This is a genomic window from Streptomyces sp. NPDC006691 (genome assembly GCF_042869955.1).
GTDB lineage: Bacteria > Actinomycetota > Actinomycetes > Streptomycetales > Streptomycetaceae > Streptomyces.
The window spans coordinates 29,512-43,724 of the sequence record NZ_JBIAGW010000025.1; the positions used below are offsets into that span (position 1 = coordinate 29,512).

General features: G+C 71.9%; 12 protein-coding genes. 6 read left to right on the plus strand and 6 right to left on the minus strand.

The genetic code is table 11. The features are described 5' to 3' along the window. Nucleotides 1-4 precede the first annotated feature (4 nt). Both ACFYNP_RS34185 and ACFYNP_RS34190 read left to right on the plus strand, forming a co-directional pair. Entirely contained in the window at nucleotides 5-661 is a 657-nt protein-coding gene (locus ACFYNP_RS34185; RefSeq protein WP_100574444.1) for an MBL fold metallo-hydrolase, read from the plus strand. Nucleotides 662-895: 234 nt separating this feature from the next. Further along, complete coding sequence (locus tag ACFYNP_RS34190; RefSeq protein WP_388791140.1) at nucleotides 896-2,182, plus strand: MFS transporter; 1,287 nt, start codon at nucleotides 896-898, stop codon at nucleotides 2,180-2,182. Nucleotides 2,183-2,231: 49 nt separating this feature from the next. Here the strand turns inward: ACFYNP_RS34190 and ACFYNP_RS34195 are convergent, their stop codons facing one another. The 5 genes from ACFYNP_RS34195 to ACFYNP_RS34215 form a co-directional block, all read right to left on the minus strand. Beyond that, nucleotides 2,232-3,212, minus strand: coding sequence for a TerC family protein (locus ACFYNP_RS34195; RefSeq protein WP_388415476.1), 981 nt, complete (start codon nucleotides 3,210-3,212; stop codon nucleotides 2,232-2,234). Between the two features lie 338 nt (nucleotides 3,213-3,550). Beyond that, nucleotides 3,551-5,470: a TerD family protein gene (locus ACFYNP_RS34200; protein WP_388791070.1), complete on the minus strand. Its 1,920-nt coding sequence runs from the start codon at nucleotides 5,468-5,470 to the stop codon at nucleotides 3,551-3,553. A 221-nt stretch (nucleotides 5,471-5,691) separates the two neighbouring features. Next, nucleotides 5,692-6,270: a TerD family protein gene (locus ACFYNP_RS34205; protein ID WP_100574447.1), complete on the minus strand. Its 579-nt coding sequence runs from the start codon at nucleotides 6,268-6,270 to the stop codon at nucleotides 5,692-5,694. 166 nt (nucleotides 6,271-6,436) lie between these two features. Next, nucleotides 6,437-8,569 (minus strand): excinuclease ABC subunit UvrB, encoded by a 2,133-nt coding sequence (uvrB, locus tag ACFYNP_RS34210; RefSeq protein ID WP_388791072.1) that lies wholly within the window; start codon nucleotides 8,567-8,569, stop codon nucleotides 6,437-6,439. Nucleotides 8,570-8,620: 51 nt separating this feature from the next. After that, complete coding sequence (locus tag ACFYNP_RS34215; protein ID WP_388791074.1) at nucleotides 8,621-9,493, minus strand: MHYT domain-containing protein; 873 nt, start codon at nucleotides 9,491-9,493, stop codon at nucleotides 8,621-8,623. 250 nt (nucleotides 9,494-9,743) lie between these two features. Between ACFYNP_RS34215 and ACFYNP_RS34220 the strand changes: the two genes are divergently transcribed. Continuing rightward, nucleotides 9,744-10,295, plus strand: coding sequence for a methylated-DNA--[protein]-cysteine S-methyltransferase (locus ACFYNP_RS34220; RefSeq protein ID WP_388791076.1), 552 nt, complete (start codon nucleotides 9,744-9,746; stop codon nucleotides 10,293-10,295). Between the two features lie 70 nt (nucleotides 10,296-10,365). Further along, nucleotides 10,366-11,673, plus strand: coding sequence for an MFS transporter (locus ACFYNP_RS34225; RefSeq protein WP_388791078.1), 1,308 nt, complete (start codon nucleotides 10,366-10,368; stop codon nucleotides 11,671-11,673). 39 nt (nucleotides 11,674-11,712) lie between these two features. On the opposite strand, the gene ACFYNP_RS34230 is transcribed toward ACFYNP_RS34225, so the two are convergent. Continuing rightward, entirely contained in the window at nucleotides 11,713-12,156 is a 444-nt protein-coding gene (locus tag ACFYNP_RS34230) for a cupin domain-containing protein (RefSeq protein WP_388415457.1), read from the minus strand. Between the two features lie 182 nt (nucleotides 12,157-12,338). Here ACFYNP_RS34230 and ACFYNP_RS34235 point away from each other — a divergent pair, with 182 nt between their 5' ends. Beyond that, entirely contained in the window at nucleotides 12,339-13,253 is a 915-nt protein-coding gene (locus tag ACFYNP_RS34235; RefSeq protein ID WP_388791080.1) for a pseudouridine-5'-phosphate glycosidase, read from the plus strand. Next, nucleotides 13,250-14,212, plus strand: a complete 963-nt coding sequence (locus tag ACFYNP_RS34240) for a carbohydrate kinase family protein (protein ID WP_388791082.1) — start codon at nucleotides 13,250-13,252, stop codon at nucleotides 14,210-14,212. The genes ACFYNP_RS34235 and ACFYNP_RS34240 overlap by 4 nt, the downstream gene beginning before the upstream one ends. The last annotated feature ends 1 nt before the right edge of the window (nucleotide 14,213 follow it).

Sequence of the window (14,213 nt, forward strand, 5' to 3'; positions counted from 1 at the left end):
GCCCATGACGTACAGCGGAGCGGTGAAGGCCGGCGGTCCCGCCGATGTGCACGAGTTGACGGACCTGATGATCTCCAAGGTGGAGGTCGGAGCGATGGGCAACAACGCCTATCTGCTGCGCTGCCGCGCCACCGGCGAGCAGCTGCTCATCGACGCGGCCGCCGATCCGGCGACGCTGCTCACGCTGATCGGTGACGACGGCATCGCGTCCGTCGTCACCACGCACCGCCACGGCGACCACTGGCAGGCGCTCGCCGAGGTCGTCGCCGCGACGGGCGCGCGCACCTATGCGGGCCGCTACGACGCCGAGGGCATCCCCGTGCCGACCGATGTGCCGGTCGAGGACGGAGAGACGATCAGGGTCGGCCGCGTCGAACTCACCGCGCGCCACCTCGTCGGCCACACCCCGGGCTCGATCGCCCTCGTCTACGACGACCCGCACGGGCACCCCCATGTGTTCACCGGCGACTGCCTCTTCCCCGGCGGCGTGGGCAACACCTGGAAGGACCCCGAGGCCTTCGCGAGCCTCATCCGTGACGTCGAGACCAAGCTCTTCGACGCCCTGCCGGACGAGACCTGGGTCTATCCCGGACACGGCAACGACACCACGCTCGGTGACGAGCGCCCGCACCTGCCGGAGTGGCACGCGCGCGGCTGGTAGCCACCGGCCGGCGGCGGGCTCCGCCGCCGGTTCCGCCTGGGGAACCGGCCCGTTCGGGGCGCCGAAGATGTCCATGCCCCGATGGTGGCACCCGCCACTGACAATCGGCCGTGGACGCATGCTCCCGCCCGCCGCCCACCGAGCTCCCGCGCGCCCCCGTAACGCGTGATCACTCCGGGTAGTTGGCGCATCATGAGCACCACCACTCCCCCGCGGTCCCCCGCTCCCCCGTCCATGCTCCGCCTCGCGGCCGCCTCCCTCACGGGCACCGCCATCGAGTTCTACGACTTCTTCGTCTACGGCACGGCGGCCGCCCTGGTCCTGGGCCCGCTGTTCTTCCCCACCTTCTCCGCGCTCGCGGGAACCCTGGCCGCCTTCGGCACCTTCGGGGCCGGCTTCCTCGCGCGCCCTCTCGGCTCGGTCGTCTTCGGGCACATCGGCGACCGCTACGGGCGCCGACCGGTCATGTTCGCCTCGCTCGCCCTGACCGGCCTCGCGACGGTCGCGGTCGGCTGTGTGCCCTCGTACGCCTCGATCGGCATCACGGCCCCCGTGCTGCTCCTGCTGCTGCGCTTCCTGCAAGGGCTCGGGCTCGGCGGCGAGTGGGGCGGGGCAGTGCTGCTCACGGCCGAGCACGCGCCCGCCCACCGGCGCGGTCTGTGGACGAGCTTTCCGCAGATCGGCCCGTCCCTCGGCTTCCTGCTGGCCAACGGGATCGTCCTCGCCCTGTCCGCCGGCCTTACCGACGCCCAGTTCCGCGACTGGGGGTGGCGGGTGCCGTTCTGGGGCGCGGGCCTGCTCGCGCTCGGCGGACTGCTGCTGCGGACCTCGCTCGCCGAGACCCCGCAGTTCCACGAGATGGGCGAACCGGTGAAGCTGCCACTGCTCGAAGTGGTGCGCGGGCACTGGCGGTTGGTGCTGCTGACCGCGGGCGCCCTCGCGGTCGGGTACGCCGTCTTCTACTCGGTGTCCACCTGGTCGCTCGCGTACGCGACCGAACGCCTGGGGGTCGACCGCACGGTGATGCTGACCTGCATCATGGCCGCCGTCGCGATCATGGGCGTACTGACCCCGCTGGCGGCCCTGCTCGGCGACCGCTACGGGCGCAGGCCGCTGTGTCTGGTGGGCTGCGCCGCCACGGTGGTGTGGATGTTCCCGATGATCGCTTTGCTCGGTACCGCCCAGCCCCTGCTGATGTTCACCGGATTCCTGGGCGCGATGCTGGCGTTCATCTCGATGTTCGCGGTGATCGCGGCGTATCTGCCGGAGCTGTACGAGCCGAGGGTGCGGTGCACCGGAGCCGCCGTCGGCTACAACCTGGGCGGTGTCGTGGGCGGCGCCCTCACCCCGATCGTGGCCACGGCGCTGTCACGCGGCGAGGGCCCGCCGTGGGGTGTCGCCACCTATCTGACCGGCATCGGGCTGCTGAGCCTGGCCTGTTTCGCACTGCTCCCCGAGACGCGGCCGGCGCCGGTGGCGCAGCCGGGTCCCGGGGCGGAGCCGGAGGCGGCCCCGGTGTAGGGAGGCCGCCTCGCTGCCGCCCGGTGCAGGGAGGCCGCCTCGCTGCCGCTCAGGCGCCGATGCTGTCCTTCTGGGGCTGCTCGGCCGCCGCCTGCTTCTTCGCGGCGATGAGGCTGGTGATCGTGGTGATGACCAGCACACCGCAGATGACGCCCAGCGAGACGGGGATGGAGATCTCCGGAACGTTCACCCCGTTCTCGTGCAGGGCGTGCAGCACCAGCTTCACGCCGATGAAGCCGAGGATCACCGACAGGCCGTAACTCAGGTGGACCAGCTTCTTGAGCAGTCCACCGATCAGGAAGTACAGCTGCCGCAGACCCATCAGGGCGAAGGCGTTGGCGGTGAAGACGATGTATGGGTCCTGGGTGAGGCCGAAGATCGCGGGGATCGAGTCCATCGCGAACAGCACGTCGGTGGTGCCGATGGCGAGCATGACGACCATCAGCGGCGTCATGATCTTCTTGCCGTTGTTCCGTACGAAGAGCTTGGTGCCGTGGTACTTGTCGGCGACGCCGAACTTCTTCTCGACGGACTTCAGGAGGCGGTTCTCCTCGAACTCCTCCTCCTCGTCACCGGAGCGCGCCTCCTGGATGAGCTTCCAGGCCGTGTAGATGAGGAACGCGCCGAAGATGTAGAAGACCCACGAGAAGTTGGCGATCACCGCAGCACCGGCCGCGATGAAGACGGCCCGCAGCACGAGGGCGATCAACACACCGAAGAGCAGCACCCGTTGCTGGAGGTGCGAGGGCACCGAGAACTTCGCCATGATCAGGATGAAGACGAAGAGGTTGTCGACGCTGAGCGACTTCTCGGTGATGAAGCCGGCGAAGAACTCGCCCGACGCCTGGCTGTTGCCGAAGAACAACAGGCCGAGGCCGAAGAGCGCGGCCAGCACGATCCAGACCACGGTCCAGACGCCGGCTTCCTTGACCGACACGTCATGGGGCTTGCGCCCGATGAAGAAGTCGGCCGCGATCAGGGCACACAGACCAAGGATGGTCAGTACCCACAGGGTCATTGAAACGTCCACTGCGCCTCCGGCGTCGTACGGCTACTGATCAGCGTCGTCGCTGCCGGAGGTCTCTTCCACCCGGGCGCCTTCCCTCGCGCCACGGACCGGCGCCCCGGGACCCGTCCCGTGGGTCCGTATTGACGGGAACGCCGCAGTCGGGAGTACTCCCCTCCGCTGGAGAGAAGCCTACCCGAATAACCAAGAAAAGGTAAAGAGATTGGTAAAGAAGAGCCAAGTGGCCAGGTCAGGGGCGCACGATCTAGTTCTTACGGTCTGGTTCTTACGGTCGAGTGACCGTGGCGGGACGGGCGTCGGCTCCTGGCCCCGCGGGCACGGTGGCCGACGCGAGCCGGGCCTCAGCGTGGCCAGGCGGCCCGCGCCTCGCCGACCTGGCCGAGGACCTGCTCCAGGACGCGGCTGCCGGGCGGTGTGAGGGGCGGCTCGTAGGTCCAGGCGTGCCCCACCCACGGGTCGGCCAGGTGGTCGTCGGGCACCGGCGTCAGGCGCAGCAGCGAGCGCCACAGCGGCTGGAGGACGGGCCCGTACTCGCTGGCCTCCTCCCGGTCGGCCACCATCAGCAGATGGACGCCGACCGAGGGTCCTTCGTCGGCGAGGTAGCGCAGTTGGTTGAGGGCGCGGTCGTCGAAGCCGTGCGGAAAGTCGTTGACGATGAGCAGCTGCTCGGCGGTGTCCATGCCGGGCGGCAGCGCGTCGGCGCCCGCCCCGGCGCGCACCGCCATCTGCACCAGGTCCACCCGTTCGGTGAGTCCGGCGAGCATCGCGGACACTCCGGCCGCGCCCGCCGCGGGCGGTGCGGCGAGCACCCCGGCCCGGGTGAGCGGGGCGAGCCGGCCGGCGGCCGAGCCGGCCGGGTCGATGACGTGGACGGCGAACTCATGGGCCGGATAGACCGCGAGCAGCCGGGCCGCGAGCGCCACCGCGGTGTCGACCGCGAGGCCCTTGACCTGGTCGGGGTCCAAGAAAGCGGCCTCGTCGGAGCCGCCGCGCCCGGAGTCGATCCACAGGCCTCGTTCCAGGGGCAGCCTGATCAGCATCGGAATGCGCAGCTCCGGCTGCTCGGGCAGCGTCAGTTCGCCAACGCGCAGGGCCATCGGGAGCTCCATCGGCACCCGGTAGGCGTGCCACACCGGGTTGTCCCAGCGGGCGTACGCCGGCGGCAGCGCGGGCTCGACCACCTCGGACTCGGCGGCCAGCTGGGCGAGATCCCGGTCGAGCACCTCCCTGGCCCGGCCGACGAGCTCCGCCCGTTTGCCGTGGGCCTCCTCGCGCGCCCGGTCCCCGGCCTGTCCCATCCGGCCGCGCGGATCGGACAGGGCGCGGTCGAGCTCCTGCTCCATCCGCGAGTCCGCGAAGTCGACGGCGCTGCGGTAGGCGGCGACCGTCCTGGCCAGGTCCTCGAACATGCCCCACACCTGGTTGTAGAGCCGCTCGTCCATCGACCAGCCGGCGGCGTCGCCCGCGACGGGCGGCGTGGGCTCGCCGGGTGCCGCGGGCGGGGCGACCGGGGCGGGTGCCGGGGGTGTGCTGGTCTGACGCCGGGGGTGTGCGTAGTTGATCGGACCGCCGTCGCCGACCGCCTGAGGGGACAGCGCGGCGGGCGGCTCGGCGTCGGCCGGGGTGGGGCCGCCGGACGCCCCGGGCGCGGGCGTACGCACCCGCGCGTCGTCGCTCGTACGCGGCGGGGGTGCCGCCACCGAGCGGGAGGCGCCGAGCGCGATGGCTTCCTGGATGGTGGCGGCCAGGCGCCCGGCCTCGGGCAGGCCCTGGTCGGCGAGGAGATCGGCGAGGCCGCCCGCGTACCCCTGGCCGATGGCGCGCATCTTCCAGGCGCCCTGACGGCGGTAGAGCTCCAGGGCCACGACGGCCGTCTCGGCGCCGAGGCCGGTGAGGGTGAAAGTGGCGATCTCCGTGCCGTCGAGCGCGGTGACGGCGACGAAGGGGGCGGCCACCGCGGCGAACCGGCTGGGCCCCGCCGTGCCGTGCGGCAGCGCGAGCAGCACATGGACCCGGTGCACGCCGTCGCCCAGGGCCTCCAGATCCACCGCGAGGCGGTGGTCGGCGGCGGCCTGCCGGGAGACTTCGAGACCGGGCAGGGTCGGTGAGCCGGGGTGGGCCACCCGCTCGGCCCCGTGCACCCGGCCCTGCTCGTCGCCGAGGGTGGCACCGGCCACGACCGGGGTGCCGGCCGACACCCGGATCTCCAGTCGCGTCCCGGGCAGGGGGTGGTTCTGCCCCCGTACCAGCTCGGCCGTCATCGCCTCTGTCCCCTCGTCGAGTTGATGGTGGTGGTGCGTGTGCCGCGGACGCGGTTGTGGTGCAGCTCCCGGCGGCGTCGTGCCTCCGGGAGCTGCGGTGCTGCGGTGCTGCGGTTATCGGTGCTGCGCTGTTCGGTGCTGCGGTACCGCGGTCCGCGGCACCGCGCTCCTCGGTACTGCCGTGCTCGGTACCGCTCGCGATGTCCGGTACCTCGGTGCGGTCAGAGGTGCGGCAGGATCGCGGGCATCAGGTCCTGGAAGGTGCGGCCGTTGGCCGCGTTGCCGATGGCGGTCATCTGCCAGCCGGCGCCCGCGCGGTGCACCTTGGCCATGATCTGCGCCGTGTACTGGCCGCCGCCGTCCAGCGTGTAGCGGGCCAGCTCCTGGCCGTTGGTCTCGTCGACCAGGCGACAGAACGCGTTCTGCACCTCCTGGAACGTCTGGCCGGTGAACGAGTTCACCGTGAAGACGATCTGGTCGATGTGCACCGGCACGCGCGAGAGGTCGACCAGGATCGACTCGTCGTCGCCGCCCTGGCCCGCGCCGCCGACGAGGTTGTCACCGGTGTGCCGGACCGAGCCGTCGTCGCTGACGAGGTGGCGGAAGAAGACCACGTCGACGGGCTGCTTGTCGGCGAAGAGCACCGCCGACGCGTCCAGGTCGATCTCCTGCGTCCGCTTGCCGAACAGGCCCCGGCGCGGAGCCGCCTGCCAGCCGAGCCCCATCCGCACCGCGGTCAGGGTGCCGCCGCCCTGCTTCTCCAGGCTGATGGCCTGACCCTTGGACAGATTGACCGTCACGCGCTGTCCCCTCCCCATGTGTCGTTCTTGAGATGCTTTGCGTTGTTGTACGTTCTCCCGCCCGACCCTACGCAGTCGCGCGGGCCGCGCGCCCGCGCGAGGGCCATTTCGTGTCGGTGTTGCAACACACCGCACGCGCACGGCACCGGCTCCCCGCGCGGACGCGTCAGGCGAGGCCCGCCTCCTTCATCTGGCGGAGCTCCTTCTTCAGCTCCCCGACCTCGTCGCGCAGCCGGGCCGCCACCTCGAACTGCAGATCCGCGGCCGCGGCCCGCATCCGGTCGGTCATCTCCTCGATGATTCCCGCCAGTTCGGCCGCCGGCCGGTCCGTGAGCTCCTTCTTGGCACCCTTGGCCGCCTTGGTGCTCTTGGCCGCCTTGCCGCCGAGCGAGGGCACCGGGGCCTTCGCCGCCTTGCCCTCCTTGCCCTGGCGGTATCCGGTGCCCAGCAGCTCCTCGGTGTCGACCTCCTCGCGCGCGATGCTCGCGGCGATGTCGCTGATCTTCTTGCGAAGGGGCTGCGGGTCGATCCCCTTCTCCTTGTTGTAGGCGATCTGCTTCTCGCGGCGCCGGTTGGTCTCCTCGATGGCCTTCTCCATGGCCGGGGTGACGCGGTCGGCATACATGTGGACCTGACCCGAGACGTTGCGCGCCGCACGGCCGATGGTCTGGATCAGGGAGGTGCCCGACCGCAGGAAGCCCTCCTTGTCGGCGTCGAGGATCGACACCAGGGAGACCTCGGGCAGGTCGAGGCCCTCACGCAGCAGGTTGATGCCGACCAGGACGTCGTACTCGCCGGCCCGCAGTTCGCGCAGCAGCTCGATGCGGCGCAGGGTGTCCACGTCACTGTGCAAGTACCGCACCTGGATGCCCAGTTCGAGGAAGTAGTCCGTCAGGTCCTCGGCCATCTTCTTGGTCAGGGTGGTGACCAGGACGCGCTCGTCCTTCTCGGTGCGCTGACGGATCTCGTGCACCAGGTCGTCGATCTGGCCCTCGGTGGGCTTGACCACGACCTCCGGGTCGACCAGGCCGGTCGGGCGGATGATCTGCTCCACGAAGCCGTCGCCGCGCGAGAGCTCGTACTTGCCGGGGGTGGCCGACAGATAGACGGTCTGGCCGATGCGGCCGAGGAACTCCTCCCACTTCAGCGGCCGGTTGTCCAGCGCGGAGGGCAGCCGGAAACCGTGGTCGACCAGGGTGCGCTTGCGCGAGGCGTCGCCCTCGTACATCGCGCCGATCTGCGGCACGGTCACGTGCGACTCGTCGAGGACGAGCAGGAAGTCCTCGGGGAAGTAGTCGATCAGGGTGTTGGGCGCGGTGCCGGGGTCGCGGCCGTCGAAGTGCATCGAGTAGTTCTCGACGCCGGAGCAGCTGCCGATCTGGCGGAGCATCTCCAGGTCGTAGGTGGTGCGCATGCGCAGCCGCTGGGCCTCCAGGAGCTTGCCCTGCTTCTCCAGCTCCGCGAGGCGCTGCTCCAGCTCCTTCTCGATGCCGTTGACGGCCTTCTCCATGCGCTCCGGACCCGCCACGTAGTGGCTCGCGGGGAAGACGTACAGCGACTGGTCCTCGCTGATGATCTCGCCCGTGATCGGGTGGAGGGTGGACAGGGCCTCGATCTCGTCCCCGAACATCTCGATGCGGACGGCCAGTTCCTCGTAGACCGGGAAGATCTCGATGGTGTCGCCGCGCACCCGGAAGGTGCCGCGGGCGAACGCCATGTCGTTGCGGGTGTACTGGATGTCGACGAAGCGGCGCAGCAGCTGGTCGCGGTCGATCTCCTCGCCGACCTTGAGCGGCACCATGCGGTCGACGTACTCCTGCGGCGTGCCGAGGCCGTAGATGCAGGAGACGGAGGCGACGACGATCACGTCGCGCCGGGTGAGCAGCGAGTTGGTCGCCGAGTGGCGGAGCCGCTCGACCTCCTCGTTGATCGAGGAGTCCTTCTCGATGTAGGTGTCCGACTGCGGGACGTACGCCTCGGGCTGGTAGTAGTCGTAGTACGACACGAAGTACTCGACGGCGTTGTTGGGCAGCAGCTCGCGGAACTCGTTGGCCAGCTGGGCGGCCAGCGTCTTGTTCGGCGCCATGACGAGCGTGGGGCGCTGGAGCTTCTCGATCATCCAGGCGGTCGACGCCGACTTTCCGGTGCCGGTCGCGCCGAGCAGGACGACATCCTTCTCACCTGCACGGATGCGTTTCTCCAGCTCGGCGATGGCCGCCGGCTGGTCACCGCTGGGCTGGTAGGGACTGACGACCTCGAAGGGCGCCACCGTACGTTCGATCTTGGAAACGGGCCGCATGCAACCACCGTACGACCCGCCACTGACAACCGCGGTCCGATCGGGTTCCGCTCACCAGTCGTGCGGCGAGGCGGAGCCCTCGCGCGGGGGCTCGGACGCCGCCCAGCTGGTCGGCTCGGGGAAGGACGGGCGGTGCCGGGGCGCCGGGATCGCGCGCGGCGGACGCTTCTCCCAGTCCGGCTTGCCCATCACCACCAGCGGGTCGAACATCACGACGACCCCGGCCAGGACCAGGAAGGCGATGGGGCCGATCAGCATGGGGGCGAGCAGCGCGGCGGACGACTCCCCGCCGGCCGGCGCCGGCGCACCGGAAGCGCCGCTGTGCAGCTGGACGCTGAGCGCGGCCATCCCCGTGTAGTGCATGCCGCTGACCGCGACGCCCATGACGAGGCTGGCGGCCAGGCTGGCGAGGAAGCCGCGCACCGAGACGGCCGCCCACAGGGCGGTGGTGGCGGCCACCACCGCGATCACCACCGAGACGCTGACGACGGCGGTGTTGTACTGGAACTCGCCGTTCATCCTGATCCCGGCCATGCCCAGGTAGTGCATGGTGGCGACACCGAGGCCGGTGATCGTCCCGCCCGTGACCAGCGCCATGGGGATGGCGCCCCGGTAGCCGACGATGAAGACGCCGATGCCCACCATCACGATCGCGACGGCCAGGCTGGCGAACGTGATGCCCCGGTCGTAGCCGAACGGCACCTCGTGGACCGAGAAGCCCATCATCGCGATGAAGTGCATGGTCCAGATGCCGGACCCGATGGAGGTGGCACCCAGCGCCAGCCAGGCGGCCTTGAAGGAGCGCCCGGCCCGCAGGGATCTCGCGGTGCAGCGCAGCCCCAGCGCTCCCCCGAGGCAGGCCATGATGAACGCCGCCACCGGCGTCACCAGGCCGTAGCTGAATCCGTCGACCGTCCCGTGCATACTCGTGTGCCCTTCACCCCGTGCCGACTGAAGAGGCCCTACTCCTGGTGCGACCCTGGCTCGGGGCGACATTAGGGCTCGCTGCGCGACAGGCAAACATTTTCCGGGCAATTTATCGACTCCGGGTACCCGTGGCCCTGCCATGTGAGCGGATCCGCACGCCGGGGCACCCCGCCGTCGGGCCCCGGCGGCGGGCCGTCGGGCCGCCGGGCACACGGCGTTGTCAGTGGGCGGTCGTACGGTGGTCGGCATGAGCAGCACTGCGCAGTTCGTCGAGTGGACCGTCGTCGGGAGCGACATCGGCCCGCTGTTCCTGGCCGCGACCGGCCAGGGCCTGGTCCATGTGGTGTTCCACGCCGAAGAGCCCGTGCGCGAGCGGGCCGTGCGCGCCCTCGCCACCCGGTTCGGCACCGAGCCCGCCCCGGCCGTGCCCGGCCGTCCGGGCCCCCTGGAGGAGCCCATACGCCAGGTCGAGGCCTACTTCCACGGCACGCTGCGCGCGTTCACGCTGCCGCTGGACTGGTCGCTGTCGTCCGGGTTCAACCGGCTCGTACTGCGCGAGCTCGCGGCGGGCGTGCCGTACGGGTCGGTGGTGGGGTACGGCGACCTCGCGGACCGGGTCGGTCAGCCCGGGGCGGCGCAAGCCGTCGGCGCGGCCATGGGGTCGAATCCGCTGCCCGTGGTGGTCCCCTGCCATCGCGTGGTGGAGAGCCACGGCGGGCTCGGCGGATTCGGCGGCGGGCTGGAGACCAAGCGGCAGCTGCTCGCGCTCGAAGGAGTCCTTCCGCAGCCGCTGTTCTGAGCCACCGCGCTCCCCCGGCCCCTCCGGCCCGGCCGTTTCCCGCAGCGGTACCGGCTGGCACACTGCGCCGGTGACCACACTCCCCGACGCCGCGGGTACCGGCCGTGCGGTGCCCGACGCGGCGGCGCTCCCCGCGATACGGCGCCGGACAACCGCCGTGCTCATCGCGAGCCAGATACTCGGCGGCCTCGCGAACGCCACCGGGATCGCGCTGGCCGCGGTGCTGGCCGCCGAGATCAGTGGCCGTCAGGCCCTGTCGGGGCTCGCCTCCGCCGCCATAGTGGCCGGCCCCGCGCTCCTCGCGATGCCGCTGGCCGCCCTGATGACCCGGCGCGGGCGCCGCCCCGGTCTGGTGCTCGCCTATCTCCTCGGGGCGGCCGGAGCCGCGGTGGTGGTCACCGGCGCCGTGCTCGGCAGCTTTCCGCTGCTGCTGTGCGGCATGGCCGTCTTCGGCGCCGGCTCCCTCGGCAACCTCCAGGCCCGGTACGCCGCAGCCGATCTCGCGGAGCCGGCGCGGCGGGCCCGGGCGATCTCCACCGTGGTGTGGGGCACGACGATCGGCGCGGTGCTCGGCCCCAACATCGCCGCCCCCGCGGGCCACAGCGTCACCCGCTTCGGCATACCGGCGGCCGCGGGCCCGTTCGTCTGGGCGGCCGGGGTGTTCCTGCTCTCCGCCGTGCTCGTCGCCGTGCTGCTGCGGCCGGATCCGCTGCTGACCGCCCGCGCCCTGGACGGCAGCGCGGCGCACTCCGCGGCGGCCCGTTCGCTGCGGGCCGGGGTGAGCGCGGTCGGTCGGTCGCCGCGTGCCCGGCTGGCACTCGTCACGGTGGCCCTGTCCCACACCGCCATGGTGTCGATCATGTCGATGACACCGGTCGCCCTCACCCGGCACGGCGCGGACATCCAGCTGATCGGGCTCGTCATCAGCGTCCACATCGCGGGGATGTACGCGTTCTCGCCCGTGATGGGCCGGCTCGCCGACCGGTTGGGGCGGCTCTCGGTGATCGGCCTCGCGGCCGGACTGCTGTGCTGCGCCGCCCTGTTGGCGGGCACGGCGGGCACGAGTCACGGCCAGACCATGGCCGGGCTCTTCCTGCTCGGCCTCGGCTGGTCCGCGGGGCTCGTCTCCGGCTCGGCCCTGCTGACCGACTCGGTGCCGGGGCCCGCGCGGGCCGCCGTGCAGGGCCTGTGCGATCTGACCATGAACGTGGCGGCGGCCCTCGGCGGGCTCACGGCCGGCCTGATCGTGGCCCGCGCGGGCTACGGCTGGCTGAACGCGGCCGGTGCCGCGCTGCTGTTGCCGCTGGCGGGCCTCGCCCTCTTCACCTCCCGACGGCACGGCACACGGGAGACGGCCCGGACGGCCACCACGGAGTGATCGCAGCGGATCCGTGGACCCGCTGCCGCGGCCCGGTCGCTACAGGCTGATGTGGTACGCCTTGCGGAGCGTCTCGTGGACGGTCCACGTGGTGCGGTCGCCCGCGCGCAGCACACACGCGTCACCGGGGCCGACCTCCAGGGTGTCGCCGCCCGCCACGTCGATGGTGGCGCGCCCGCTGACGACCACGAACAGCTCGTCGGCCTCGGTGTCGGTCACCACGCCCGGTGTGATCTGCCAGATGCCGCGGATCTGCTTCCCGTCCGCCGACTCCCACAGCACCTTCCCCGTCACCTCCGGAGCACCGGACACGATCTGCTCCGGGTCGAGCGGCTCCGGCTCCAGCTCGGCGTCGGGGATGCGTACGGCGAAGGAAGCGGGCCCGACCGGCTCCCGGTCCTGGGGCTCGGGGCTCGTGGATGCGGGGTTTGCAGGTGCGGGGCTCGTGGGTGCGGCGGCGGTGGCATGGTCCGTGGTGCTCATGACGGGTCAATCTAGCCGCGCCCGGCGCTGACGTTGACCGACAGGACGACCAGGTCGCCGTGCCCCGGCACGACAGTCTGTCCAGTACGGCCGCCCGCCCGGCGCACGACCGCCGAACCCGCCCTGCGCAACGTGGAGTTGCGAGACGTTTACCCGGCTTCCGGGCGTGCCAGGGATGGGGCATGCCCTTTGACGACGTACCTGATGAGACCACGGTGTCGGAAGAAGTACGGACGGCTCTCGACGAGGGGCGCCCGGTCGTCGCCCTGGAGTCGACGATCATCTCGCACGGGCTGCCCCGGCCGCGCAATCTGCGCGTGGCCCGCGAACTGGAGGGGCTGGTGCGCGACCGGGGCGCCGTTCCCGCGACCATCGCGGTCCTGGACGGGCGGCCCCAGGTGGGCCTGGACAAGGAGCAGTTGGAGCGGGTCGCCAACGAGGAGCTGCGCAAGCTCGGGCACCGCGATCTGCCGATGGCGCTGGCCACCGGCGCGAGCGGGGCGACCACCGTCTCGGCCACCGCGTTCCTGGCCGCACGGGCGGGCCTGCGCGTCTTCGCGACCGGTGGGCTGGGCGGCGTGCACCGGGAGTGGACCGAGACGCAGGACGAGTCGGCGGATCTGCGCCTGCTGGCGCGGGCACCCCTCGCGGTGGTGTGCGCGGGCGTGAAGTCGATCCTCGATGTGCCGGCCACGCTGCAACGTCTGGAGACGCTCGGGGTCCCCGTCGTCGGCTACGGCACGGAACACTTCCCCGGGTTCTACCTGTCCAGCTCCGGCGAGCCGGTCGACTGGACGGTGCGTACGCCCGAGGAGGCGGCCGGCGTGCTGCGGGCGCATCGCTCGCTCGGGCTGGAAGCGGCGGTGATCGTGGCCAACCCGGTCCCGGAGACCGAGCAGCTCGACCCCCGGCTGCACGACGAGGTGCTCGCATCGGGCCTCGCCGCCTGCCGCGCGGCCGGCGTCACGGGCCAGGCGGTCACGCCTTTCCTGCTGAACTACCTGGTCGAGCACACGGACGGGGCCTCCCTTGAGGCGAATGTGGCGGCGGTACGCGGCAACGTCCGCCTCGCGGCGGACATCGCGGCGGCGCTGTGAGCGGAGCCGGGGGCTGCTCGGACGGTGACAGGGGCGGTGCGACCGGCGCCGGCGGCGGCCCCGGGGGTGGCGGCCTCCTGGTCGTCGGGGACGTGGTCACCGATGTGGTCGCCCGGCACCGCGGCCCCCTCTCGCCCGCCACGGACACACCGGCCGACATCCGTACGGTGCCGGGTGGCGCGGGCGCCAACGTGGCCTGCTGGGCGGCCCGTTCGGGCTGTGCGGACGTACGGCTGCTCGCCCGGGTCGGCCAGGACTCGGCCGCCTGGCACGACCTGAGTCTGCGCCGCTCCGGCGTACGCCCCCTGCTGAGCCCGGACGCCGACGCGCCCACCGCGACCGTGATCTCCCTCGTCGACACCGCCACGGCGGAGCGCACCTTCCTGACCGACAGCGGCGCCGTCCACCGGATGAGCCCCGCCGACTGGTCGCCCGACCTGCTCGACGGCGTCGCCCACCTCCACCTCTCGGGCTATCTGCTCTTCGCCGACCAGTGCCGTCAACTCGCGCTCATGGCAAGGGAGTCGGCCCGGTCGGCCGGTGTCACCGTGAGCCTGGATCCGGCGTCGACCGGGTTCATCGGCACCCTGGGCATCGAGGAGTTCCTGGGCCTGGCCGAGGGGATCGACGTACTGCTCCCCAATGCCGCCGAGGCGACGTTCCTCACCGGCCTGCCCGAACCGGCCGACGCGGCGGTCAAGTTGAGCCGCCGGTTCCCGATGGTCGCCGTCACGCTCGGTGCCGCCGGGGCGCTGGTGGCCGTGGGCGGGGAGGTCGTCGCGCGGACGGCCGCGCCGGAGGTGCGTGCCCTGGACTCCACGGGCGCCGGTGACGCCTTCACCGGTGGCTTCCTCGCCGCCCGCCTGCGCGGCGCGGCCGCGGCGGAGGCCGCCGAGGCGGGGTGCCGGGCGGGGGCGTTCGCGGTGGGGGTGGTGGGAGGTCGCCCGGGGGCGGGCTGAC